Below are 24,341 nucleotides of genomic sequence, written 5' to 3'. Positions count from 1 at the left end.
GCACCCATAGGCTTGCAGCATGCCTGAATCGACCAATCCGTTCTTCGCGCCCAGCACACTGCCGTACCAGCTTCCCCCGTTCGCGGAGATTCGTGACGAGCACTACCGTCCGGCGTTCACGCGCGGCTTCGAGGAGCACCTCGCCGACGTGCTGGCGGTCGCGGGCACCCCGGAAGCCCCCACCTTCGAGAACACCATCGTGCCGCTGGAGCGCGCGGGCGGAACGCTCGAGCGGGTGGCCAACGTCTTCTTCAACAAGAGCTCGTCCGACAGCACCGACTTCACCAACGATCTCGAGGCCGAGATCGCGCCTCTCCTCGCCGCGCACGAGGATGCGATCCGGTTGAACGCGGACCTCTATGAACGGATCCGCACGGTGCACGAGTCGCGCACCGACTCCGGCCTCGACGCGGAGGCGATCTACCTCGTGGAGCGCATCTTCACCGAGTTCACCCTCGCGGGCGCCGGGCTCGACGCCGCCGAGAAGGAGAAGCTCCGCGACTACAACCAGCAGCTGTCCATCCTCACCACGCGTTTCGAGAAGAACCTGCTCGCCGACACCAACGACCTCGCGGTGGTGATCGACGACCGCGAGGAACTCGACGGGCTGAGTGACGGTGAGATCTCCGCCGCGGCGGAGGCGGCGAAGGAACGCGGGCTCGACGGCAAGTACCTCCTCTCGCTCGTGCTGCCCACCGGCCACCCGTACCTCGCGGCGCTCACGAACCGCGACGTGCGACGCCGCATCATGGAGGCGTCGCGGTCCCGCGGTTCACGCGGCGGGGACTACGACAACCGTGACCTCGTACTCAAGATCACCCGGCTCCGCGCCGAACGCGCCGCCCTTCTCGGTTTCCCGAGCCACGCGGCCTACGTCACGGCCGACGAGACGGCGAAGAACCCCGAGGCCGTTGCGGCGATGCTCGGTCGGCTCGCCCCCGCCGCTGCGCGGAACGCGCGAGCGGAGGCCGCAGACCTGCAGGAGCAGATCGACGCAGCCCAGGACGCGGCCGGTGAGCCCCGCTTCGAACTCGCCAGCTGGGACTGGGCGTTCTACACCGAGAAGGTGCGGATGGCGAAGTACGCGGTCGACACCGCCGCGATGCGACCCTACTTCGAGGCCGAGCGCGTGCTGCACGACGGCGTGTTCTTCGCGGCGACCCGCGTGTACGGCATCACCTTCACCGAGCGCCCGGACCTCGTGGCGTACCACCCGGACGCCCGCGTCTTCGAGGTGTTCGACGAGGACGGCAGCGCGGTCGGGCTCTACATCCTCGACCTCTACACGCGCGATTCGAAGCGCGGTGGCGCGTGGATGAACCCGCTCATCTCGCAGAACCGCCTGCTCGACCACCCCACCGTCGTGGTGAACAACCTCAACGTGCCGAAGCCCCCGGTGGGCGAGATCACGCTGCTGAGCTACGACGAGGTGAACACCCTGTTCCACGAGTTCGGTCACGCGCTGCACGGCCTGTTCGCGCAGGTCACCTACCCGAAGTTCGCCGGGACCAACGTGTTCCGCGACTTCGTGGAGTTCCCCAGCCAGGTCAACGAGATGTGGATGCTGTGGCCGGAGGTGCTCGGAAACTACGCCGTGCACCACAAGACCGGGGAGCGCATGCCCACCGAACTCGTCGACACGCTGCAGGCGTCCTCTGCCTTCAACGAGGGCTTCTCGACGAGTGAATATCTCGCCGCCGCGCTCCTCGACCAGGCCTGGCACCGCATCGATACGTCGGCGGATGTGCGCGACGTCGCGGAGTTCGAGGCGGCCGCCCTCGCGGAGGTCGGACTCGACAACCCTGCGGTGCCCACCCGGTACTCGAGCACCTACTTCGCGCACACGTTCGCCGGCGGGTACGACGCCGGCTACTACTCCTACATCTGGAGCGAGGTGCTCGACGCGGACACGGTGGAATGGTTCAAGGAGAACGGCGGGCTCACCCGGGCGAACGGCGATCGCTTCCGCGACCGGCTCCTCGGCGTCGGTGGGTCGAAGGACCCGCTCGAGGCGTTCCGCGACTTCCGGGGAAGGGATGCGCGCATCGAGCCGCTGCTCGATCGCCGCGAGCTCAACTAACCGCGGGGCTCCGCTCCGGGCCTCGGGCGGTCACACCAGGTGCGGGCGGAGCGTCTCGGCCGCGATGTCCACGTCCTCCTCGCTCGTGGAGACGTGGAACGCGAGCCGGAGGCGCCCCGCGCGCATGGCCGCCGAGATCCGCGCCTCGAGGATCGCGGGAACGGCGGTGTCCGCAACACCGAGACTCACGATCGCCGAGCCGGTAGCGGGGATCCCGACGGCCGCGCAAAAGCGGTCGGACAGTCCCACCGCGTGGCGATGCAGCCGGTCCGTGCCCACTGTTTGCAGCATCGCCATCGACGGGGCGGCCCCGACCCAGGAGTGCCATGCCGGTGAGACGTCCAGCCGACGAGCATCCGCCGCGAGTCGGAGGGGCGTCCCGTAGATGCTCGACCACGGGTGCTCCCCCGCGTACCAGTTGGCGTTGTGCGGGATGAGGTCGTCCAGCAGGGAGTCCTGCACGGTGAAGAACGCGGTGCCCCGCGGCGAGAGCAGCCACTTGTAGCCGCCGCCGACGGTGTAGGCGAACCGGCCCGCGTCGATCGGTAACCAGCCGGTGGACTGCGTCGTGTCGAGGAGTACCCGGGTGCCGGTGACCGCACAGGCGGCCTCGAGCGCATCCAGATCCACCATTCGTCCGTTGCTCGACTGCACCGAGGACACCGACACCACCGTGGTGGCGGGCGTCACCGCGTCGGCGATGTCCTCCAGCGGCACCTCGCGCACCACCACGCCTCGCCGGGCCTGGGCGTGGAACGGGAAGAGGATGCTCGTGAAGTCGCCCTCCGCCGTGAGCACCTCGCTCCCGTCCGGGAGATTCGCGGCCACGAGCCCCGCGAACACCGAGACCTGGCTCCCCACCGCGATCGACTCGGGCGGCATCCCCACCAGCGACCCGTAGTCGGCCCGGGCGGCAGCCAGCGGCGCATCGAAGTCGACGGGATTCGAGATTCCGCGTCGCCAGTCGTCGAGCGCCGACCGAACCGCGTCCACCGTGCGCCGCGGCGGCAGACCGAGCGAGGCCGTATTCAGGTAGACGACATCGGACTCGAACTCCGCAACCAGCAGCGCGATGGGATCCGGAGCACCGTCGTGTCCTGCGTCGTCCTGTACGGCGGGCCCTCCCGCCGCAAGACGGTTCTGCTCCATGTTCCGAGTCTGCCGAATACCGACCGCAGGTCAAGCCCCTGTGCGGGGAAACACGACCGCTCTACGGTGGAAACCGTTCCCGCGCCAGACGAGGTGCGGCCCCACTACTCCCGCTTCCGGCCCGAGTCGCTCCCGGGCCGGAAGCGGGGCCAGCGGAACCGCTGAGGATTGCTCAGGCGGACTTCTCCGCGCGCATCGGCTTGCGCGGAACAATTGTGGGCGCGGCGTTCTCCAGCACCGCGGCGCGGGTGACGATGACCCGACCCACCTCGGTGTCGGACGGGATGTCGAACATGATCGGTCCGAGCACCTCCTCCATGATGGCGCGAAGGCCCCGGGCACCGGTCTGGCGCACCACGGCGAGATCGGCGATCGCCTCGAGCGCGCCCTGATCGAAGTCGAGCTCGACGCCGTCGATCTCGAACATCTTCTGGTACTGCCGCACGAGGGCGTTGCGCGGCTTGGTGAGGATGTCCATGAGCGCCACCGCGTCGAGCGGCGTCACCGTCGTCACCACGGGAAGACGCCCGATGAACTCGGGGATCAGCCCGAACTTGTGCAGGTCCTCGGGGAGGACCTCGCCGAACAGGTTGACCTCGTCGCCCTTGCTGTGCAGCGGTGCACCGAACCCGATGCCGCGCTTGCCCGCGCGCTGACTGATGATGTCTTCGAGACCCGCGAAGGCGCCGGCCACGATGAAGAGCACGTTCGTGGTATCGACCTGGATGAACTCCTGATGCGGATGCTTGCGGCCGCCCTGCGGCGGAACCGACGCGACGGTGCCCTCGATGATCTTGAGAAGCGCCTGCTGCACACCCTCGCCGGAGACATCGCGCGTGATCGACGGATTCTCGGCCTTGCGGGCGATCTTGTCGACCTCGTCGATGTAGATGATGCCGGTCTCGGCGCGCTTGACGTCGTAGTCCGCGGCCTGGATCAGCTTGAGGAGAATGTTCTCCACGTCTTCACCGACGTAGCCCGCCTCGGTGAGCGCGGTGGCGTCGGCGACGGCGAACGGCACGTTGAGCCGCTTGGCGAGCGTCTGCGCCAGATAGGTCTTGCCGCATCCGGTGGGGCCGATGAGGAGGATGTTCGACTTGGCTATCTCGACATCATCGCCGAGGGTGTCCGCCGAGGTGATGGTGCTGCGGGCCCGGATGCGCTTGTAGTGGTTGTAGACGGCCACCGACAGTGCGCGCTTCGCGGCTTCCTGTCCGATCACGTACTCCTCGAGGAAGCCGTAGATCTCCTTGGGCTTCGGGAGGTCGAATTCGCTGGTGGTCTCATCCGTCGCCTCGGCGAGGCGTTCCTCGATGATCTCGTTGCAGAGCTCGACGCATTCGTCGCAGATGTAGACGCCAGGGCCCGCGATCAGCTGCTGCACCTGCTTCTGGCTCTTGCCGCAGAACGAGCACTTGAGAAGGTCGGCGCTCTCGCCAATGCGTGCCATTCGAACTCCTCCGCTCGCAAACGCTGTGCACCGAGCCTAACCCGTACGGCGGACAATACGCGTCACCGTGACGGCGCGCGACGAGAGCGGTGCACGGGGACGGACGGCGCACGGTGCTTCCCGCTCCGAGGCCGGGTTCCGGCCGAGCGAGACAAAGGGGGCGGTCGGAACCCGACCACCCCCTTCTGCGGATGTCATCCGCGCCGAACGCTACTTTACGAGCGTCGGCAGGTTCTTCCGCGAACTCAGCACCTGGTCGATGAGGCCGTACTCGAGGGCCTCCTTCGCGCTCAGGATCTTGTCGCGGTCGATGTCCCGGTTGACCTGCTCGACACTGCGGTTGGAGTGGTGAGACAGCGTCTCCTCCAGCCACTCGCGCATGCGCAGAATCTCGGCCGCCTGGATCTCGATGTCCGACGCCTGACCCTGACCGGCTCCACCGATGGCGGGCTGGTGAATGAGGATACGGGCGTTCGGCAGCGCGAGACGCTTGCCCTGGGTGCCACCGGCGAGCAGCACGGCCGCCGCGGATGCGGCCTGACCGAGGCAGACCGTCTGCACCTGGGGGCGGATGTACTGCATCGTGTCGTAGATCGCCGTCATGGCGGTGAAGGATCCACCGGGCGAGTTGATGTACATGACGATGTCGCGGTCGGGGTCCTGGCTCTCGAGCACGAGGAGCTGCGCCATCACGTCGTCGGCGGAGGCGTCATCCACCTGCACGCCGAGGAAGATGATGCGGTCCTCGAAGAGCTTCGCGTACGGGTCCTGGCGCTTGTACCCGTACGCCGTGCGCTCCTCGAAGCTCGGCAGGATGTAACGGTCCGAGGGGGAGGTGGCGGTGATTCCGGGGGTGCCTGCGGTCGCCGGGGAGAAGCCCGATCCGGCCGAGGTGAAGTTGGGTGTGATCATGTCGCTTTCTATTCCTGTTCCTGAACGTCGCTGTGCTCGAGGCGCTACTGGGCTTCGGTTCCGCCGCCACCGGTGACGTCGGTGGCCGACGCACGGAGGTGGTCGACGAAGCCGTACTCGAGGGCTTCCTCGGCGCTGAACCACCGGTCGCGGTCGCCGTCCTCGTTGATCTGGTCGACGGACTTGCCGGTCTGAGCGGCCGTGATCTCGGCGAGACGACGCTTCATGTCGAGGATGAGCTGCGCCTGCGTCTGGATGTCGGATGCGGTTCCGCCGAAGCCACCGTGCGGCTGGTGCAGCAGCACGCGCGCGTTCGGGGTGATGTACCGCTTGCCCTTGGTGCCCGAGGTGAGCAGCAGCTGGCCCATGGAGGCCGCCATGCCGATGCCGACGGTCACGATGTCGTTCGGCACGAACTGCATCGTGTCGTAGATCGCCATACCGGCGGTGATGGATCCACCGGGCGAGTTGATGTAGAGGTAGATGTCCTTCTCGGAGTCCTCCGCGGCGAGGAGCAGGATCTTCGCGCAGATCTCGTTGGCGTTCTCGTCGCGAACCTCCGAACCCAGCCAGATGATGCGGTCCTTCAGCAGTCGGTCAAAAACACCCGGTAGCAGTGTGGGTTCGGCCATCGTTTTGCGCTCCATTCAGTTATTGCTTCGCTCATGAATCTATCGGAGCCGACTCGCGAGAATCGGCGTGTTCGCCGTGGGCAAAGAACACGAGGGCGAACGACGACGGGTCCGGGATCATGCGATCCCGGACCCGTCGAAGGTGGTGGTGCTTAGGACGTGGACGTGCCCTCGTCGTCGGTTGCGGCGTCGTCCGTCGCACTCGCGTCGGCAGCGGACTCGTCGGCGGCGGAATCGTCCGCAGCGGACTCGTCGGCGTCGACTGCGTCATCGTCCTGCGCGGCCGTTGCCTCGTCGAACTGGTCGGCGGGAGCGGTGACGACGGGCTTGGTGAACTCGGAGACGTCCACGGCCGTGCCGTTCGTGTCGACGACGTTCGCCCGGTCGAGCACGATCGCCAGCGCCTTGTTACGGGCGACCTCGCCGACCATGGCCGGGATCTGGTTGTTCTGCTGCAGAACCTCGACGAACTCCTGCGGCTGCATGCCGTACTGCTGCGCGCCCTGGACGAGGTACTGGGTCAGCTCGTCCTGGCTCACCCGCACCTCCTCCTTCTCGGCGATGGTGTCGAGCAGCAGCTGCGTGCGGAACGCCTTCTCGCTGGCCTCGGTGACCTCGGCGCGGTGCTCCTCGTCCTCGAGCCGGCTCTCGTTCTCCAGATGACGGTGCACCTCGTCGAGCACGAGCTTCTCCGGAACGGGGATCTCGAGACCCTCGAGCAGCTTGTCCACGATCTGATCGCGGGCCTCGGTGACCTGACCGAACGCCTTGGAGCGCTCGACGGTGGACTTGAGGTCTTCGCGCAGCTCGTCGACCGTGTCGAACTCGCTGGCCATCTGCGCGAAGTCGTCGTCGGCATCCGGAAGCTCGCGCTCCTTGACGGCGACCAGCACGACGGTGATCTCGGCCTTCTGTCCGGCGTTGTCGCCACCCACGAGGGTGGACTCGAAGGTCGTGGTCTCGCCGGCGCTCAGGGCGTCGAGCGCCTCGTCGATGCCGTCGATGAGGTCACCGGAGCCGACCTGGTAAGAGATGCCCTTCGCGGAGTCGACCTCGACGCCGTCGACCGTGGCGGTCAGGTCGATCTGCACGAAGTCATCCGTGCCGGCGGGACGGTCGACCGTGATGAGCGTGCCGAAGCGGGCGCGCAGGTCGTCGAACTCCTTCTGCACTTCCTCGTCGGAGACCTCGATCGGCGCGACCTCGAGCTTCAGGCCCTCGTAGTCGGGGAGCTCGATCTCGGGGCGTACGTCGACCTCGATGGTGAGTTGCAGGTCGCCGGAGAAGTCCTTCTTGCTCGGCCACTCGGCCACGTCGGCCTCGGGGCGACCGAGCGGGCGGATCTTGGTCTCCTCGACCGCGGCACGGTAGAACACGTCCATGCCCTCGTTGACCGCGTGCTCCATGACCGCCTCGCGACCGACGCGCTGGTCGATGATCGCGGGCGGGACCTTGCCCTTGCGGAAACCGGGGATGTTGATCTGCTCGGCGATGTGGCCGTAGGCGTGATCAAGGTGCGGCTTCAGGTCCTCGGGAGCGGCTGAGATGGCCAGCTTGACTCGCGTGGGGCTGAGCTGTTCGACCGTGGTCTTCACGTGGGGGAATCTCCTGTTCGCGGTGCACGCCTCGGCTGAGACGCATGTCTGTGCGGGGGTTGTGGTCGGGGCGACAGGACTCGAACCTGCGATCTTCCGCTCCCAAAGCGGACGCGCTAGCCACTACGCTACGCCCCGGACTGCGCTAACAACCCGACTGGTTTGAACGCTCGAACGCATGCGGAAGCTCACGTGCGGGCGAATGGCCTCGGCAAGTCTAACGGAGTTCACCTCGTCGCCGTGGTTCGACGCGGCGATCGGCTGTACTAGGCTTATGGGCGCACATCGGCGGCGACGCCGGTTGCGGGGATGTAGCTCAATGGTAGAGCCTCAGTCTTCCAAACTGATCACGCGGGTTCGATTCCCGTCATCCCCTCCATCCAGCCCCACGACCCCTCCCCCACGGTCCCTGAGCCCGTCGAAGGGACACGACACCCGCCGTCCCCCCACGGTCCCTGAGCCTGTCGAAGGGACACGACACCCGCCGCTCAGCCCTGGAAGTCCTCCGGCTCCACGTCGTCGAGGAAGCGCTTGAACTCGTCGAGCTTCGCCTCCTCGTCCACCACGCCTTCGGTCTCCGTCGCATCCGGTACGCCCGCCTCCTGCAGAAGGTCGTCGTTCACCCAGATCGGTGCGTCGTACCGGGCGGCGAGAGCGATCGCGTCCGACGGTCGGGAGTCGAGGACGAGCCGCCCGGTGCCAGTGGCCAGGGTGATCTCCGCGTAGAAGGTGCCGTCCTCGATGCGGGTTACCTCGACCTTCTCCACGTCGGCGTGCAACGCCTCGAGCATGGTCTTCATGAGGTCATGCGACAACGGACGCGGAGCCTGCGCACCCTCGGTGGCGAGGAAGATGGAGGTGGCCTCCTGGGCGCCGATCCAGATGGGCAGCATCGTGCCCATGCCGGGCTCCTCGAGGATGGGCTTCAGCAGCACGACCGGCTGCGCGCGAGAGTCGACGGCGAGGGCGACGACGCGAACCTGAACCATGGTGCAACTCCCCGATCGACACTGAGAGGAACCGTTAGAGGAACGGTCCCATAGTATGCCCGGGGGCCGGACTCGGAACCGGAACGGTGCGGCCGAGAACCCGCTCGCCGCTCCGCATCCGTCAGCGGCACACCGTGAGGTCCTCGACCGGAAGCGCGAGGGCATCCGTGCCGCCGAGCAGCGTCACGTGCTCCGTGCGGAGGGCCGCGAGGTCGCTCAGCACACCCGCCGGCACGCAGTCCGTATGCACGACGTACAGCGGCGCCCCGGCACGGCCGGCCAGGGCCGAGCCCGCGAGGGCGTCGGGGAACGTGTGGCCCGTGGCGAGGAACACCCGCGGCGCGGACGTGAACGCATCGCGGTTCACCGCGGACGCGGTCGCGAAACGGTCGGCGCCGGACAAGCGCGTGGTGGCGAAGTCGCGATCGAGTTGCGCTTCGATCCCGGCACTGACCGACACCGGTCCGCCGACGATGTGCACGGAGTCGATACCGAGGTCGCCGAGCACGTCGAGGGTTGCCCCGTCGACGGTGGATGTGCGGCCGTCGAGCAGGAGGACCGGGTCCCCGTGAGCTCCGGCGGCCCCACCCGCGCTCAGCGCGTCGGGGAAATTCGTGCCGGTGGCCACGTACACGCCGTCGACGGCGGCGTTCCCGAACGCGTAACGCACGACCTCGCGGGAGGTGTCGAAGCGATCCGATCCGGCAACCCGAACCGTGTTCGGCACGAGGCGTCGCAGCGAGGTGAGAACCGACTCCGCAATGGCGTTCTGCCCGCCGACAACGACGATCCGTTCCGGGTTCAGCCGGAGAAGTTCGGTCCGCACCGAAGCGGGCAGCTCGGCGCTCCTGCTGAGAAGAAGCGGACCACCCTCCCTGGCCGCCGCGGCACCCGCCGACAGCGCATCGGGATAGTCGTGTCCGGTGGTCAGGTACGCTACCCGTGCACCCTCGGGGTAGGCCTCGCGGGAGATGGTCGCCGAGACCTCGAAGCGGTCGGATCCGGTGAGGCGATCCACCCGGATTGCGGCGCTTCCCGGCACCACGGGATTCGACCGCGGGGACACGGCACCCATCCCCTCCGAGGTGATGGCCGCGACATCGAAGGTGTACTCGGTCCCGTTCGCCAGCGCATCGATCACGGCGGAGGTGACGCGTCCGTCGACGGTCACGGTGCGAACCAGGGCGCCGGAGCTGAAGACCCGGACCTGGTAGCCGACGATCGGCGCACCTCCGTCGGAGTCGGGCGCCTGCCAGTGCACCGTGGCCGAGCCGTCGCCCCCGGACGCGGCACCGATCGCGGGCGCGGCGGCGGAGGAGGGAGCGAGCACGTGCACGGGAATCACCATGTCCTCCACGTCGCCGAAGCCGTCGAAGCCCTGCTGGCGGGTGACGACGAGATCCTGGTCGCCGTAGCGGAGATCGCCATCCTGATACGGCAGGGTGAGGGTGAGGCTCCTGCCGTCGTTCGAGATGACGGTGTCGAGCTCGTGCAGGCCGTTCAGCGCGTTGTCGATGGTCCACCGTCCGGGGAACGGCGAGGAATGGGCGACGACCCAGAAGTAGTCCCGGTCGGCGGTGAGGGTGATGGCGTCCCCGCTTCGCACCAGGATCCGCTCGGGCGCTCGGCGGAGCGCGCTGCCGGAATACCAGTCCACACGCGTGCGGGAGAGGTCGAAGAAGGCTCGGGCCGACGTGCCGCCGTCATGCCGTTGATAGGTGAGGTCGGCGCGGAAGGTATCGCCACTGCGGTCGTCGTCGGGGGGATTCGGGGCATCCGCCGGTCCCGCCGCCTCGAGGGTGACGTCGTAGTACAGCCGACCATCCCCCTCGTCGATGGGGCTGTGGTCCGGGAACACGGCGAAGAAGTCCGCAGGGACAGGGATCTCGATAATCTCGGCGGTCAGTTCGACCACGCCGGTGACCTCGAAGTCGGCCCCGGAAAGCCGGTAGGACACCGCGTCGAGATTCAGTCCGTCGGTCGGGATGCGAAACGCGAGCTCCGTGGTCGAGGTGGGCAGCAGGAGGGGGCGGTCGGCCTCCCGCGCATCACTGCCGACGTTCAACTGGCTTGCATACGCCCCGGGAACGGGGACTTCGGTGTGTGCGGCGGCGGCGGCTCCGGGCACACCCCCCGCCACGAGGGCGACGGCGGTAAGAGCGCTCACCGCCAGGAGCGAGGCGGCTTTCCGAGCAGGGCGAAGAGGGGTGGCGAGTGCACTCACGGGTGGATCCTTCCGTTGACGGCAACTCGGGGCTCGGCGTCGTGGGTGCGACGCTCCCGTGCGTCGTGGGTGCGACGCGTCCGTGGTGCCGTCTCGGCCTGGGTAGCCGATGGTTGATCGTATCCGTCGGGAACGGCTCCGTGGCGGAAACCTCGGACCTTTTCCGAAACGTGACGAAATGCCGTGCGGTGGACGCCACTACGGGCACACTCGGGGCCTTCTGCGGGTGAACGGGACGCGAACATCGGCCGAACACGTCGCCACGTCGACGGGCGGCGACCCGACGGACGGCGACTCGACGGACGGCGCCTCGCCCCAGCGCCGGTTTCGGCGCAGCACCGGTCAGCGGCACAGCGCCGCGTCGAGGTCGGCCGTCAGGTCGGCGATGTCCTCGATGCCGATCGACAGACGGATGAGCCCGGGGGTGATGCCGAGTCGTTCGCGCAGGTCGGCATCGAATGACGTGTGGGTCGTGGTGGCCGGATGGAGCGCCATCGATCGGGTGTCGCCGATGTTGGTCATGCGGCTGATCACCCGCAGCCCGTCGAGGAAGCGGCGCGCGCCGTCTTCCCCGCCCCGCACGGTGACGGAGAACACCGATCCGGAGCGTCCGCCGTAAAGCCGCTGAGCGAGGTCGTACGCCGGATTTCCGGGTAGTCCCGCGTAGTCCACGCTCTCCACGCCGGGGTGGTCGGCCAGGAACCGGGCGACGGCGACCGAGTTGTCGAGGTGTCGTTCCATGCGCAGCGACAGCGTTTCGATGCCCTGGTGCAGCAGGAAGGAGTTGAAGGGCGACAGCGCCGGCCCGATGTCGTTCACGACGGCTTCGCGGGTGGCGCGGGCGTACGCGGTGGTGGGGAATCGGTCGGCGATCGACGGTCTGCCCGGTCCGACCGGTTGAGTGATCAACGGGTAGGAGCGCGACGACCCCGCCCAGTCGAAGCTCCCCCCGTCCACGATGGCGCCGGAGATCGCCGCGCCGTGTCCGCTCAGGAACTTGGTCGACGAGTGCACCACCACATCCACACCGTGTTCGAACGGACGGATGAGGTACGGCGACGCGATGGTGTTGTCGACCACGAAAGGGATACCGTGCCGCCGGGCGACGGCGGCCACGCGATCGATGTCGACGATGTCGTTCTTCGGATTGGGGATGGTCTCGCTGAAGATGGCTTTCGTGTCCGGGGTGATGACGCGGTCCCACTCGTCATCGTCGAACTCGTCCCACACGTAGTCCACGCTCACGCCGAAGCGGCGGAAGCTGCGGCCGAAGAGGATGCGAGTGCCGCTGTAGATGCTGGCGGTCGAGACGATCCGCTCCCCCGCCTGGGCGATCGAAAGCAGCGCCGCGGTGATCGCCGCCTGCCCGGATGCCACCACGATCGCTTCGGTGCCACCCTCCAGGGAGGCGATGCGGCGTTCGGCCACCGCACCGGACGGATTGCGCTGGCGCGAATAGATGAGGCCGTCGCTCTCGCCCGAGAACCGCGATGACGCGTCGTCGAACGAGTCGAAGCGGTATCCGGCGGTCATCGCGATGGGGGCGATGCGGGCCCCGCTCGTGAGGTCCTCGTACTCCCCCGCGTGCACTTGCCGGGTGTCGAATCCGTAGCCGTCCCAGTCGTACTCCGGGCGACACACGCTCGTTTCCGTGTCCGTCGTGGATTCTGCGGTCATGCTTCCTCGTCCCCTCGTCGGTGCTGCACCGTGTTCGCCACGAATCCGCTGGCCAGGTTGCGTCGATCCCGTGGTCGGCGGCGCACCGCGTCGGCCATGCGCAGGATCGTCTCCTCGAGGATGGGTCTCGGCATGGCGAAGATCAGTCGTACGTGCTTCGCGAACCCGTCGCCGCACAGCGTGCCGTCGGTCATGGTCACCCCCGCTTCGGTGCGGAAGAAGTCGGCGACGCAGCCGTCGATGTCGAGGGCCGAGCAGTCGAGCCAGGCGATGTAGGTGGCCTCGGGACGGTGGAAGCGCACCTCGGGCAGGTGCTCGCCGAGCAGTCGCTCGAGCAGGCGACGATTGCCGTCGAGATAGTCCAGCACCTCCGCGAGCCACTCCCGCCCCTCCGAGTACGCGGCCGTCGCCGCGAGGACTCCGGGCGTGGACGCGCCGTGCAGCACGGCGAACCCGAACGTCTGGTACAGCTCCTCGTCGGCGGGGTTCGAGGTGATCAACTGCGCCGTCTTGAGCCCGGGTAGATTCCACGCCTTCGACGCCGAGGTGGCCGTGAGGGTGTGCCGGGCGGTCACCTCGGAGAGGGAGGCGTAGGGCACGTGCGGCACACCGTCGTAGCGCAACGGCGAATGGATTTCGTCCGCGAACACCCGGCCGTTGTGACGGTGAACGATCGCCGCGATCGCCTCCAGCTCGTCCCGACGGATCGCCGAGCCGGTGGGGTTGTGCGGGTTGCACAGGACGAGGAGACGGGCGCCCGCCGCGAAGGCGGCGTCGATGCCGGCCAGGTCGTGCGACCAGCGGCCGCCGGTGAGTACGCCGGGAACCTCGAAGACCTCCCTGCCGAGGGTGGGCAGGAAGCTGAGGAAGGGCATGTACGCGGGGGTCGGAACGATCACGCCGGAGCCTGCCGGTGTGTACTTGGTGACCGCCACGTCGAGCGCCGCCATCACGTCGGACACCGGGTGGATGTTGTCGGCGCCGATATCCCATCCGCTGTCGTGCTTCAGCCAGGCGGCGGCAGCCTCGGCCATCCGGCGCGTGGTGGCGGGGGCCAGGTAGCCGAGGTCGCAGTCGTCGACCGCGCGATGCAGTGCCTCTTTCACGGCGGGGGCCGTTCCGAAGTCCATCTCGGCGACCCAGGCGCCGATCGTGTCGGGATACAGGCTCCACTTGCGACTGCCCGCGCGGCTGAGCTGCTCGCGGGTGATCTCATCGAAACGGGATCGGGTCACGGGGATCCTTCGTGTGGCGGACGTGGCGTTCGCTCGACCCTAGTGAAGGGGCGCGAGGCACCGGCGGCGGGGCGACACACGGCGTCATGTTCCGCGGGTGCGGTGGGCGGTGCTGCGCTGTGGGCGGCGGGAGTGTTGTGGGCTGTGCTGCGCTGCGGGCGGTGGGAGCGCTGTGGGCGGTGCTGCGCTGTGGGCGGCGCTGCGGGCGGCGGAAGCGCTGTGGCTGCGGGCCGGATGCGACGGCGACGGTGCGGGTGTCGGGGTGCTGCGGGCGGCCCACCACGATCGCGCGGGTTGGTCGGTAGTTGCACGCGCCGGAACCATCGACTGCGGAAGCGACAGAATTCGACGCTATGCCGTTCGACATCCTGCTCCCCTGGTGCGGGTCGAACCGGCACTGGAGCGCGCGACCGGTCAGCGCCACAATGGTGCATGACCGAAATCCCGGTGGATCCGGAGGAGTCGGGCGACGCGCCGGATCCCGCAGTTCCGCCGTACCGGGCGCAGTTGCTCGCCACCGAGCACTGGAGTCTGCTCGCGTCGCGGAGCACGACGCAGAGCGAGGTGCTCCTGCGCATCGCGATGCTGCTCACCGTGGTATCGGCCGGGCTGTTGAGCCTGGGCATCGTGGGTCAGGCCACCGGGTTCTCGGAGACATTCGCGGCGTTCGCAGCCGCGGTTCTCGGTTTCGCGAGCCTCGTGGGTGTGCTCACCCAGGTGCGGGTCTTCAACGTGGGGATGGAGGACCTCATGTACGTGCTCGCCATGAATCGCCTCCGTGCCGCGTACGTGCGCCTCGATCCCGGGATCGAGCCGTACCTCATGACCTCCGCGCATGACGACGCGGTGGGGATGGCGCAGACCTATTACTTCCTCGGTGCGCGCAGCGATGCGAGCCAGGTGAGCGGGAGCAGCATGGTGTTCGTCACCGCGATCAACTCGGCACTCCTCGGCCTCCTCGCCGCCGCCATCACCGCGACGAGCGGAGGCGAGGCGTGGCTCATGACCGTCGTCGGGGTGGCGTGCGGACTCGTGTATTGCACTGTGTCCGTTCTGCTCGGCGCCCGGCACTTCCAGAACCTGTGGAGAACCTACGAGCCGCGGTTCCCGGCACCGGGCGCTGCTCGCCTGGCGGGTGCGGACGGGGACGCGGCGTAGCGATTCGCGGGGGTCGAGGGGGATCGGCGGCAGCACGCGGGAAACGGGTGGCGCGCCCCGCAGGGCATGCGATGCGTATGAGCGTCGTGCACGCGTGTGCGCGGAGTGCGCCGCACATCCATGATCGGCGCTGCGCGCAAGGCTGAGCTGCGCCACAAGCCTAGGCGTTGCGTGCGCGGTTGCGCTGGGCCACGACTGCAGGTGCAGCATGCACGGCTGTCCTGAGCGGAGTGGAGGCGCAGAATGCAGTGCGTGTGCGTGCTATCCCGCATGGCGCGCTGCCTGAGGTGTGCGCAGTCCCTGAGGAGGCCGGCTGCGTCGTCGTGCGGTGGCGGGCGTGCATGGTGCGCAGAGCGCGCATGGCGCGCATGAGTGCGCGGGGCGCGCATGAGTGCGCTGCACGAGCAGTGCCGTTGACGTGTGCACGTCCCGTTATCGCTGCAGCCAGGTGAGCACCGCGAGCACACGACGGTGATCCGAGCCGGAGTCTTCGAGCGCGAGCTTCTGGAAGATCGACGTCACGTGCTTCTCCACGGCACCGACGCCGATGTACAGCCGTGAAGCGATGCCGGCGTTGGTGCGTCCCTCGGCCATCAGGCCGAGGACTTCCCGCTCGCGGGGCGTCAGCGAGGTGAGCGGATCGTTCCGCAGGCCGAGCAGCTGACTCACCACCTGCGGGTCGAGCACCGTGCCGCCATCCGCGATGCGGTTCACCGCGTCCTTGAGCTCATCGAGCGACGACACGCGGTCTTTCAGCAGGTAGCCCATCCCGCCGGTGCCGACCGACAGCAGTTCTTGTGCGTAGGTGCCCTCCACGTACTGGCTGAGCAGCAGGATGCCGAGGCGCGGCATCCGCCGGCGCAGTTCGATGGCGGCGCGCACGCCCTCGTCGCGGAAGGTGGGCGGCATGCGCACGTCGAGCACGGCGAGGTCCGGTGCGTGCGTGTCGATGTCCGCGAGGAGCGATTCCGCATCACCGTATGCCGCGACGGTGTCGAACCCCGCTTCGTCGAAGAGGCGGACGAGCCCCTCGCGCAGGAGCACCGAGTCGTCGGCCAGTACGAGGCGGAGGCGGTGGTCGGGGCTGCGCACGGCGGTCATGCGACCACACTAGGGCGGGTCGCGTGGGTGTCGATCCCTCGGGGCGCGAAGGGATGCCACCCCCGGTCCCTGTGCCCGTCGAAGGGACAAGCCCCCACCGTCCCTGAACCTGTCGAAGGGACACAACCCCTCACGGCCCCTGTACCCGTCGAAGAGACATAACCACTAACGGTCCCTAAGCCCATCGAAGGGACGCAAGCCGACACGGTCCCTGAGCCTGTCGAAAGACGCAAGCCGGCACGGTCCCTCAGCCTGTCGAAGGGACGCAACCCCTCACGGTTCCTAGCCCGTCGAAGAGACGCACCATACGGACCCTGAGCCCGTCGAAGGGACGCACCCCGTCACGGTCCCTGAGCCTGTCGAAGGGACGCAACCCCGACGGTCCCTGGGCTTGTCGAAGGGTCACGCGTCACCCACCACTTACCTGTGGACAAGAATTTATCCCCATTCTCGCGCCCCACCTCTTGAGACACGTGTTCGATGCTGGGATAATAGGTGGTATGGACCTCCTCTCCACCCGACTCCGCACCGCAGCGGACGCAGTCGCCGTCCTCGGCGACTGTGCGGCCGATGTCGCGGTCTTGACGGACGGGGAGTTGCGGGGTGCGCAGGACCGGGTGACCGTGTTGCGCCAGTGCGTGGACCGGTACTCGGCCTTCATCGCGGGAGAGATCGCACACCGGTCCCGCCCGGAGGCGGGGCATGGTGGGATGGCGCAGAGCGCAGGGTTTGTGTCGCCGGAGGCGATGATCCAGTCGATCGGCAAGCTGTCCCGTCCCGAAGCCGTGAAGTTGGTCCGGCTGGGCAGGATCATCGCCGAAACAGAAGCAGCCGATGCCCTCACCGCAGGAACAGTGGGCGCCGCGGAAGAGGGTGGTGCTGGGGATGACGCGTCGACCGCGCCCGCGACCCCATTCGCGTCGTTAGCGCCGCCGTGGCAGGCACCCTTCGTCGCCGCACTCGCGGACGGGACACTGTCGTCGGACTGCTTCCACGCGATCCAGCGGGCGCTTGGTGACGTCGGCCCCGGAGTCTCGGCTGCGGGACTCACTGCCGCGTGCGCTGAGCTCATTGCGTCGGCGGCGGGGTTGAGTCCGGACCAGTTGTTCCGGAAGGCACGGCACCTCCGCGATGAGCTCGACAGTGACGGCATCGCACGGCGCGAGAAGCAACGCCGGGACGACCGGACGCTGCGCACCTGGTGGGACAGTGCAGGCATGTACTGCGGGAAGTTCCGCCTCGCACCCGAAGAAGGCACCATCGTCGCCGGCGCCATCGACCAAATCCTCTCCCCACGGCGAGGTGGTCCGCGGATGGTCGACCCGGAAGAAAAGGCCGCCGCTGAAGCGCTCCTGAACGATGAACGGTCGACGGAGCAGATCGCCGCCGATGCGTTGGTCGAGATGATCCGCCTCGCCATCGACGCGGACCCCGGCACCATCTTCGGTACCCACCGCCCCGCCGTCCGCATCATCATCACCGACGCGCACCTCCACAACCGTGCAGGCCACGGACGGATCGAAGGACACCCCGACCCCGTCTCCTTCCGCACGGTGGAACGGCACCTCTGCGACACCGGAGCAATAGCCGTCGGATTCGACGACACCGGACAGTGCGTCAACGTGGGACGGGCCCGCCGGTTCTTCACCCCCAGGCAACGCGTCGGAATGGCCGTGCGCGACGGCGGATGCCGGTTCCCGTCCTGCGACCGGCCACCATCCTGGTGCGAAGCCCACCACATCAACTCATGGAAGAAAGAACACGGCAGAACCGACATCGCCGACGGGGTCCTCCTCTGCCGAAGACACCACCTCCTGGTGCACGACAACCACTGGAAGGTCCTCCGCCACGACGGTGGTTACTGGCTCAGACCACCCATGGCCATCGACCCGACACAGACGTTGATTCCGATGCCCAGCCGCAACCCCGACATCCACACCATCCAAACCCAACATCAACGACCACGGCAACGCACATGACGACCGCGGCGAGGAGCGCGCACAGGGCCCCCATGCGATTCTCACCACTGCGGCGGTCGACCCGGAGTGACGAACTCCAGAGGGATGAAGGCCTGGGCAACGGTCGGCCCACCGGCCGGGCTGTCGAGAGACAACGACCCACGCAACCCACGGAGTCGTTCCGTCAGACCGTGCAGACCGTGTCCCTCGGTGGGGATCGCACCGCCCAGGCCATTGTCCGTGACGGTGACGGTGAGCCACTGCGCACCGGTGGTCGGGTCCACGGTGATCGCGGAATGCAACACCGAGTCGGTGGCACCGGAGTGCTTCGCCACATTGGCCAACAGCTCCGCCGCCACGAAGTATGCGCTCCGCTCGACCGCCGGCGGGAGGGCGAGAGCCGGATCGAGTTCCGTCGACACCCGCACCGGGACGGTACTGGTAGCGGCAAGCGACGCGAGACCCGCGACCAGTCCCCTGTCCTGCAGGATGGGCGGCGCGAAGCCTCGCGAGAGCGCCCGCAACTCCTCGAGCGTGTCGCGGGATTGCTGCATTGCTTCGGCAATCAGCGCCCTCGCGGACTCCGGATCGCTCCCGAGCTTGCGATCGGCCGCGGCGAGATCCATCTGCATCCGAATGAGCCGCTGCTGCGGGCCGTCATGGATGTCGCGCTCGAGTCGGCGAAGGGACTGGTCCTCGGCGGCAAGTACGGCGCCCCGGGACTCACTGAGGTCCGCCACTTCGCGCTGGAGGAACTCCGACCGCCACGCGCCGAGCATTGGTCGCGCGATCACGTCGTGCAGCAGCGTGAGCCCGTGGGTGACGAACGGAAGTGTCGCCAGAAAGATGACGCCGAGGAGCACCTGGAAGATCGCCTCGCCGATCAGCGGTTCGACGGTGGCATCGAGCCCAGGGAGGAGCCACGGCGCGACGCCGCCCAGCACTGTGCGGTAGAGCCAGTCGTCCTCTCCCCGACCGGCCGGCAGCCACTGCACCCAGAGCCAATACGTCACTCCGGCCAAGGCCACCGACAACCAGAAGACGGTGATGATCCACGTGATGATGCTGACCACGAAGTTGACCGCCATCGCATGCAGCAGGTGCAGCCAGTAGTGCCCATTGCTGAGGACGCGGAGGAGACCTGCCCAGAATCCGGCGGGATCTCCGGAGTTCGTCCACGCCGGCCTCGGGATGGGCGGCCGACCGGCCCACTCCAGTCGCGCCATCTCGAACGTGCCGAACGCACGAGAAGCCAGCAGCGCGGCGATGATGAAGAAGACGCCGAAGAACAGGGCGATCGTGGAGACGCCGGTCGAGAACAGCGTGACGACGGCGATGAAGGTGACCACCGCGATGGGCATCGCCAGGAGCAAGAAACCGAGTTCGCGGGGGACGGAACGCCACATCCGTCCGTAGCGATGTCCCGACCCGCTTCGCTCGGGTGCCGGTGGAGTCGGAGTCGTCACAGGATCCAGCGTGGCAGACGCGGCGGGAGCGGGGTCGGGGGAACTGGTCATGCTTCACTCTCCCGCGGCGATACATTCCCAACCATCCTGCGAGCATCCGCACCCGCCGGGGGAAACCCCCCGACGCGAGCACCACCGCAGCCCGAATACCAGCACCTGCACGGGCACGGGCACCAGCACCAGCACCAGGACGGGCATGGGCACGGGCACGGGCACGGGCGTCACCGAAGCGGAGGCACGGCCGGAGCGAGAACGGGGCGGCACCGGGAGCGGCACCGGAGCGGCACCGGTGCACCCTCTCGCTCAGAGCGAGTCGTGGGTGAAGCGTCCCCCCAAGAGGGTCGCCGCGACCGGCATACTGCGGAACGTCTCGATCGACGCGGTGTACGGATCGGCGTCCAGCACCACGAGATCCGCGGGGGCACCGACCGTCACGGCGTGGCGGCTCGAGGCGGCCAACGCCGCCGCCACGTCGATGGCCTGCTCACCGTGCCAGGCGGGCAGCCCGTGACGGGTGCGCCACACGGCCGCGGCCATGGTGATCCACGGGTCAAGGGGCGACACCGGAGCGTCGGAACCCAGCACGACCCTCGCACCGGAGCGGAGCAAGCTCGCAACCGGGAAGGCCAGGTGCGTTCGGCCGGTCCAGTAGGCATCCGCGACGTCGCGGTCGTCGAGTGCGTGATCGGGTTGCATGCTCGCCGCGACGCCGAGGGCGGCGAAGCGCGGAATGTCCTCCTCGGTCAGCAGCTGCGCATGCTCGACCGACCCGGTGGCACCGGTCGCCTCGAACGCGTCGAGGGCGAGCCGATTGGCATGGTCGCCGATCGCGTGCACCGCGCAACGCAAGCCACCGGCGGTCGCGCGCGACATTGCCTCGACGAGCTCATCGGGCGGCACGGTGAGCAGACCCTTCGGATCGGGACTCCCGCCCATCCCGGGGTACTCGTCGAAACAGAAGGCCGTGCGGGTGTTGAGCGATCCGTCGGTGATCACCTTGAACGGTCCGACCGTCAGCAGGCCGTCCGTGCCATCGACAACTTGCCCGCTGCGCAGGCCCATGCCGATCGCCCGGTCGAGTTCGGCCCGATACGTTCCGAACTCCACCCGCAGATCGACGGTACCCCCGCCGATCCGGCGGACCCAGTCGTCGAGATTCCAACGCATCTCCATGTCGACCACGCCGACGACACCTCGGCTGGCGGCCTCGGTCGCCGCCTCCGCAGCCCACCGGTCGACGGTCGGGGCCGCCACCTCCTGGAGCCGCCGCACGATCTCGAAGCTGTCCTCCTCGCGCAGCAGCCCGCTCGCTCCCTCGCCGGACGGATACCCGAACACGCGGAGTGCCGCGGTGTTCAACCAGCAACTGTGCACATCGCCGCTCACCAGCACGACCGGCACGGATTCCGCAACGGAGTCCAGCAGAGCGGCCGTCGGGACATCGGGCCACAGCGCATCGCGGAACCCGTAGCCGACGACCGGCATGCCGTCGGGGTCCACCCGCGACGCCACCCGCTCCCCCACGAGGCGTGCGACCTCGGCGGCGGACGTGGCCGACTCCAGAGTGAGCCGCCGCCTCGTCAGCGTCCACTGCGTGAAATGCACATGGTTGTCCCAGAGTCCGGGGACGACGTGTCGACCGTCGAGGTGGCGTACCTCCACACCCGTCGAACCGTCCGCGCTCCCCGGTGCACCGGCCCCGGACGGAGCGGCCCGGGTGAGGACACCGTCCTCGATGAACAGGTCCACCGGCTCGGCGCCCTCGGCGAGCCGGGCGTCGCGCAACAGCAGTGCGGGACGCGGCGTCACGACGCCCGCACCCGACGCATCTCCCGAGCGAGGTCGGCATTGGCGTACGCGCCATCGCCCTCCAGGGCGTCGATGACGCGGTCGACGACCTCCGCCGGCTTGTTCTGACTCAGCTTCGCCTTGGCGACGAATCGCGTCACCTCGAGCCGGAAGCCGACCGTCCCGGCCAGCAGGCGGCGCGCATACCCGGTCGGGTCCTCCATCGTCCGCGGCTGCGGCATCCGCGACTCGAACGCGTCGACCAGCGACCCCAGCACCCGGTAGTTCTCCTCGTCGTCCAGAATCTCGGGCACGCCGTACAGGTGCGCAGCCGAGAAGTTCCACGTCGGCACCGCGGGCGCATCGTCGTACCAGCCGGGCGAGATGTAGCCGTGCGGGCCCTGCACCACGACGAGCACCTCGTGCCGGCCGAGTTCATGCAGCCGTTCGTCGGGGCGCCCCACGTGGCTGAGCAGGACGATGCCGTCCCTCGCGTCATCCAGCAGCACCGGGTAGTGGGAGGCGACCAGCTCGCCGGACGCGGACGTGCTGACCAGCGTCACCCACGGGTTCTCCCGGATCCATCGCTTGATCTCTCCGGCGTCGTGCACGGCGAAGCTCGGATTGTTCCGCACGCTATGCCTGGTCCTGCGGGCACCAGTACAGCTTGCGCCCGCCCATCGGCTCCATCACGATGTGGGTCCCGCACACCCGGCAGGGCAGTCCCTCACGCTTGTAGACCCAGTGGCGGTCGTCGCGGCTGGCGAGCGCGGCGTCGAGACGAGCGCCGCGCAGTCCGTCCATGGTGAGCATCTGGCCCACCTCGACTCCCTTGCGCAGCAGTTTGGTCCAGTCGCGCCAGAGACCCCGGGCGGCCTCCTCCGACACCCGATTGCCCGGCGTGTGCGGATTCAGCCGCGCCCGGAACAGCAACTCCGCCCGGTAGACGTTGCCGATGCCGCTCACGACGCTCTGGTCCATGAGCAGGAGGCCGATGGGCGTCGACTTCTTGCGCACCGTCGCCGTGAACCGGTCCTCCGACCGCTTGCCCCCGTGGACCAGCGGATCAGGACCGAGCTTCGCGATGGCCACCTCGACCAGGTCGGCGGTCAGCACCTCGCAGGCCGTCGGTCCGCGCAGGTCGGCGACGGCATCCTCCGTCAGGAGACGCAGCCGCACCGCACCGATGGGATCGGGCGGCCACGCCTCGAAGGTGTCGTGCAGCTGCTCCTGCTCCGCCATCCGCAGTCGGGTGCGTCTCGGCGCCCCGATGCTGCTGAGGGAGTCCTCTGCGGCCGTGTCGATGGGGATGTTGCCCCGCATGCCGGTCTGCCCGTAGCGCCGGGAGGAAGTGGACACCGACCCGGCGAAGTCCCACGCTCCGTACAGCCCGAGGTGGACCCGCAACCACAGCCCGGAGTCGAACTCGATGAACAGCTGCTTACCCACCGCGAACGCGCGAACGAGCACGGCACCGCTCAGTCGCTCGGCGCCCTCCGCGAACCTGCCCTGCGGGGACGACGCCTCCACGCGGTGCCCCGCGAAGTGCTCGCCGAACTGTCGCGCGATGCGGTGGATGGAGTGACCCTCGGGCACCTCGCCGCCTAGCTCTCGATCGGGTCGATCGCGATCCCCGCAATCGACCCGGTGGTCTCGTATTCCGCGAGCTGCGCGATCCGCCGCGCGTGCCGTTCCTCGTTCGAGAACGGCGTCGCGAGGAACGCGTCGATGAAGGCGGTGGCCTCCTCGATCGTGTGCTGGCGGGCGCCGATCGACACCACGTTGGCGTCATTGTGCTCCCGCGCGAGCACGGCGGTGGCGTGGCTCCAGACGAGGGCGGCACGCGCGCCCCGCACCTTGTTGGCAGCCATCTGTTCGCCGTTTCCGGACCCGCCGAAGACCACGCCGAGCGCCTCGTGACCCGCCTTCTGGTCCGCAACCACCGCCTGTGCGGCGTTGATGCAGAACGACGGGTAGTCATCGAGGGAGTCGTACTCGTCCGGCCCGTGGTCGATCACCTCATGGCCCTGCTCGGTGAGGTGATCCACCAGGTAACGGCTGAAGTCGAGCCCCGCGTGGTCGGTGCCGATGTGAATGCGCATGTGCGTGCCTTTCGAAGCGGGTGGGGTCGAGGCGAGTCGGAGCGGAATGCGTCGAGGAGGGCGGACGGAATCAGTCGAAGATGGGGTCGACCATGCGCGAGCGCTTCAGCTCGAAGAATCCCTCGAAGTTGGCGGCCGCCACCACGCCGTCCCACAGGGCGAGCGCCTGCTCCCCCCGGGGAGCGGGGGAGATCACCGGGCCGAAGAATGCGGCTCCGTCGACCGAGATCACCGGTGTGCCGACGTCCTGACCCACCCGGGTGATGCCGTCGAAGTGCGACGCGCGCATCTGCGGGTCGTACTCGTCGCTGTCGGCGTAGGCCGCGAAGTCGGCCGGGAGTCCCACCTCGGCGAGCGCGGCGGGAATGACCTCGTCCGCATCCTTGCTGCCCCCCGGGTGGATGCGGGTGCCGAGCGCGTCGTACAGCTTCTTCACCATGTCCTGGCCGTGCAGTTCGCTCGCCGCGGCGACCAGCCTGGTGTAGCGCAGCGCGCGGGGGAAGAACGCCCGGTAGTCGTCGCTCACGTCCTTGTCCTCGTTGAGGACGGCGAGACTCATGACGTGCCAGGTGAGATCGAGGTCGCGCTGGCGTGCGACCTCGTCGACCCACCGCGACGTCATCCACGCCCAGGGGCAGGACGGGTCGAACCAGAAATCGACGACGGGGCGGGGCGCGGGGGAAGTCTCGGATGCCATTACCTCAGCCTATCCGCGCCGGGGACCGGTGTCGGGGGGCGTTCAGCCATCCGACCCACGCCCGAGCGCGTGCCCGACCGCGACCTGTCGGCCGTCGAGCGCCACGACGAATACGGACGACTCCATGG

Annotated in this window: 19 protein-coding genes and 2 tRNA genes; 4 read left to right on the top strand and 17 right to left on the bottom strand. The window is 68.3% G+C overall.

Annotated features, from left to right (window positions below; all coding sequences use genetic code 11):
• The first annotated feature begins 19 nt into the window (after window positions 1-19).
• Window positions 20-2,080 (top strand): M3 family metallopeptidase, encoded by a 2,061-nt coding sequence (locus tag EY822_RS12850; protein WP_150308606.1) that lies wholly within the window; start codon window positions 20-22, stop codon window positions 2,078-2,080.
• 30 nt (window positions 2,081-2,110) lie between these two features.
• Here EY822_RS12850 and EY822_RS12845 read toward each other — a convergent pair whose 3' ends face one another.
• The 6 genes from EY822_RS12845 to EY822_RS12820 all read right to left on the bottom strand — a co-directional run bounded on the left by EY822_RS12845 (window position 2,111) and on the right by EY822_RS12820 (window position 7,956).
• Window positions 2,111-3,229, bottom strand: a complete 1,119-nt coding sequence (locus tag EY822_RS12845; RefSeq protein ID WP_150308605.1) for an aminotransferase class V-fold PLP-dependent enzyme — start codon at window positions 3,227-3,229, stop codon at window positions 2,111-2,113.
• Window positions 3,230-3,401: 172 nt separating this feature from the next.
• A complete protein-coding gene (gene clpX, locus EY822_RS12840) occupies window positions 3,402-4,679 on the bottom strand; it encodes an ATP-dependent Clp protease ATP-binding subunit ClpX (RefSeq protein WP_150308604.1) in 1,278 nt (425 codons plus the stop codon).
• 210 nt (window positions 4,680-4,889) lie between these two features.
• A complete protein-coding gene (locus EY822_RS12835; protein ID WP_227497275.1) occupies window positions 4,890-5,591 on the bottom strand; it encodes an ATP-dependent Clp protease proteolytic subunit in 702 nt (233 codons plus the stop codon).
• 44 nt (window positions 5,592-5,635) lie between these two features.
• Window positions 5,636-6,223, bottom strand: coding sequence for an ATP-dependent Clp protease proteolytic subunit (locus EY822_RS12830; RefSeq protein ID WP_150308603.1), 588 nt, complete (start codon window positions 6,221-6,223; stop codon window positions 5,636-5,638).
• Window positions 6,224-6,375: 152 nt separating this feature from the next.
• Complete coding sequence (gene tig / locus EY822_RS12825; protein WP_150308602.1) at window positions 6,376-7,818, bottom strand: trigger factor; 1,443 nt, start codon at window positions 7,816-7,818, stop codon at window positions 6,376-6,378.
• 62 nt (window positions 7,819-7,880) lie between these two features.
• Window positions 7,881-7,956: transfer RNA gene (locus EY822_RS12820), tRNA-Pro, on the bottom strand.
• A 167-nt stretch (window positions 7,957-8,123) separates the two neighbouring features.
• On the opposite strand from EY822_RS12820, the gene EY822_RS12815 reads away from it, so the two are divergent.
• Window positions 8,124-8,197, top strand: a tRNA-Gly gene (locus EY822_RS12815).
• Between the two features lie 109 nt (window positions 8,198-8,306).
• Here EY822_RS12815 and EY822_RS12810 read toward each other — a convergent pair.
• From EY822_RS12810 to EY822_RS12795, 4 genes are all read right to left on the bottom strand, one after another.
• A complete protein-coding gene (locus EY822_RS12810) occupies window positions 8,307-8,807 on the bottom strand; it encodes a bifunctional nuclease family protein (RefSeq protein ID WP_150308601.1) in 501 nt (166 codons plus the stop codon).
• A 121-nt stretch (window positions 8,808-8,928) separates the two neighbouring features.
• Window positions 8,929-11,031 carry a cell wall-binding repeat-containing protein gene (locus EY822_RS12805; protein WP_150308600.1) on the bottom strand — a complete coding sequence of 701 codons (2,103 nt, stop codon included), beginning with the start codon at window positions 11,029-11,031 and terminating at the stop codon, window positions 8,929-8,931.
• 342 nt (window positions 11,032-11,373) lie between these two features.
• Window positions 11,374-12,708 (bottom strand): O-acetylhomoserine aminocarboxypropyltransferase/cysteine synthase family protein, encoded by a 1,335-nt coding sequence (locus EY822_RS12800; RefSeq protein ID WP_150308599.1) that lies wholly within the window; start codon window positions 12,706-12,708, stop codon window positions 11,374-11,376.
• Window positions 12,705-13,943 (bottom strand): MalY/PatB family protein, encoded by a 1,239-nt coding sequence (locus EY822_RS12795; protein ID WP_227497274.1) that lies wholly within the window; start codon window positions 13,941-13,943, stop codon window positions 12,705-12,707. Before EY822_RS12795 ends, EY822_RS12800 begins: the two co-directional genes overlap by 4 nt.
• Window positions 13,944-14,375: 432 nt before the next feature.
• Between EY822_RS12795 and EY822_RS12790 the strand changes: the two genes are divergently transcribed.
• A complete protein-coding gene (locus EY822_RS12790) occupies window positions 14,376-15,101 on the top strand; it encodes a hypothetical protein (protein ID WP_227497273.1) in 726 nt (241 codons plus the stop codon).
• Window positions 15,102-15,533: 432 nt separating this feature from the next.
• Here the strand turns inward: EY822_RS12790 and EY822_RS12785 are convergent, their stop codons facing one another.
• Window positions 15,534-16,202 carry a response regulator gene (locus tag EY822_RS12785; protein WP_150308598.1) on the bottom strand — a complete coding sequence of 223 codons (669 nt, stop codon included), beginning with the start codon at window positions 16,200-16,202 and terminating at the stop codon, window positions 15,534-15,536.
• Window positions 16,203-16,702: 500 nt separating this feature from the next.
• Between EY822_RS12785 and EY822_RS12780 the strand changes: the two genes are divergently transcribed.
• On the top strand, window positions 16,703-18,181 hold the full coding sequence (locus tag EY822_RS12780; protein WP_150308597.1) for an HNH endonuclease signature motif containing protein: 1,479 nt from the start codon (window positions 16,703-16,705) through the stop codon (window positions 18,179-18,181).
• A 41-nt stretch (window positions 18,182-18,222) separates the two neighbouring features.
• On the opposite strand, the gene EY822_RS12775 is transcribed toward EY822_RS12780, so the two are convergent.
• The 6 genes from EY822_RS12775 to EY822_RS12750 all read right to left on the bottom strand — a co-directional run bounded on the left by EY822_RS12775 (window position 18,223) and on the right by EY822_RS12750 (window position 24,213).
• The gene (locus EY822_RS12775) at window positions 18,223-19,677 is read right to left on the bottom strand and encodes a sensor histidine kinase (protein WP_150308596.1); all 1,455 of its coding nucleotides are present in this window, start codon (window positions 19,675-19,677) and stop codon (window positions 18,223-18,225) included.
• 252 nt (window positions 19,678-19,929) lie between these two features.
• The gene (locus tag EY822_RS12770) at window positions 19,930-21,435 is read right to left on the bottom strand and encodes an amidohydrolase (protein WP_227497272.1); all 1,506 of its coding nucleotides are present in this window, start codon (window positions 21,433-21,435) and stop codon (window positions 19,930-19,932) included.
• Window positions 21,432-22,049: an FMN-binding negative transcriptional regulator gene (locus EY822_RS12765; protein ID WP_150308595.1), complete on the bottom strand. Its 618-nt coding sequence runs from the start codon at window positions 22,047-22,049 to the stop codon at window positions 21,432-21,434. Before EY822_RS12765 ends, EY822_RS12770 begins: the two co-directional genes overlap by 4 nt.
• A 1-nt stretch (window position 22,050) precedes the next feature.
• Complete coding sequence (locus EY822_RS12760; protein ID WP_150308594.1) at window positions 22,051-23,010, bottom strand: Fpg/Nei family DNA glycosylase; 960 nt, start codon at window positions 23,008-23,010, stop codon at window positions 22,051-22,053.
• Window positions 23,011-23,018: 8 nt separating this feature from the next.
• A complete protein-coding gene (locus EY822_RS12755) occupies window positions 23,019-23,516 on the bottom strand; it encodes a ribose-5-phosphate isomerase (RefSeq protein WP_150308593.1) in 498 nt (165 codons plus the stop codon).
• A 70-nt stretch (window positions 23,517-23,586) separates the two neighbouring features.
• A complete protein-coding gene (locus EY822_RS12750; protein WP_150308592.1) occupies window positions 23,587-24,213 on the bottom strand; it encodes a mycothiol-dependent nitroreductase Rv2466c family protein in 627 nt (208 codons plus the stop codon).
• Between the last annotated feature and the right edge of the window lie 128 nt (window positions 24,214-24,341).

The sequence above is a fragment of the Planctomonas psychrotolerans genome (assembly GCF_008642235.1).
Lineage (GTDB): Bacteria > Actinomycetota > Actinomycetes > Actinomycetales > Microbacteriaceae > Planctomonas > Planctomonas psychrotolerans.
The sequence above is the reverse complement of the archived record's forward strand: the minus strand, read 5'-3'. Positions and strand labels throughout refer to the sequence as shown.

Coding starts and splice junctions, on each gene's coding strand:
- EY822_RS12850 (WP_150308606.1), top strand. CDS start 20: ATGCCTGAATCGACCAATCCGTTCTTCGCGCCCAGCACACTGCCGTAC.
- EY822_RS12845 (WP_150308605.1), bottom strand. CDS start 3,229: ATGGAGCAGAACCGTCTTGCGGCGGGAGGGCCCGCCGTACAGGACGAC.
- clpX (WP_150308604.1), bottom strand. CDS start 4,679: ATGGCACGCATTGGCGAGAGCGCCGACCTTCTCAAGTGCTCGTTCTGC.
- EY822_RS12835 (WP_227497275.1), bottom strand. CDS start 5,591: ATGATCACACCCAACTTCACCTCGGCCGGATCGGGCTTCTCCCCGGCG.
- EY822_RS12830 (WP_150308603.1), bottom strand. CDS start 6,223: ATGGCCGAACCCACACTGCTACCGGGTGTTTTTGACCGACTGCTGAAG.
- EY822_RS12810 (WP_150308601.1), bottom strand. CDS start 8,807: ATGGTTCAGGTTCGCGTCGTCGCCCTCGCCGTCGACTCTCGCGCGCAG.
- EY822_RS12800 (WP_150308599.1), bottom strand. CDS start 12,708: ATGACCGCAGAATCCACGACGGACACGGAAACGAGCGTGTGTCGCCCG.
- EY822_RS12790 (WP_227497273.1), top strand. CDS start 14,376: ATGACCGAAATCCCGGTGGATCCGGAGGAGTCGGGCGACGCGCCGGAT.
- EY822_RS12785 (WP_150308598.1), bottom strand. CDS start 16,202: ATGACCGCCGTGCGCAGCCCCGACCACCGCCTCCGCCTCGTACTGGCC.
- EY822_RS12780 (WP_150308597.1), top strand. CDS start 16,703: ATGGACCTCCTCTCCACCCGACTCCGCACCGCAGCGGACGCAGTCGCC.
- EY822_RS12775 (WP_150308596.1), bottom strand. CDS start 19,677: ATGACCAGTTCCCCCGACCCCGCTCCCGCCGCGTCTGCCACGCTGGAT.
- EY822_RS12755 (WP_150308593.1), bottom strand. CDS start 23,516: ATGCGCATTCACATCGGCACCGACCACGCGGGGCTCGACTTCAGCCGT.
- EY822_RS12750 (WP_150308592.1), bottom strand. CDS start 24,213: ATGGCATCCGAGACTTCCCCCGCGCCCCGCCCCGTCGTCGATTTCTGG.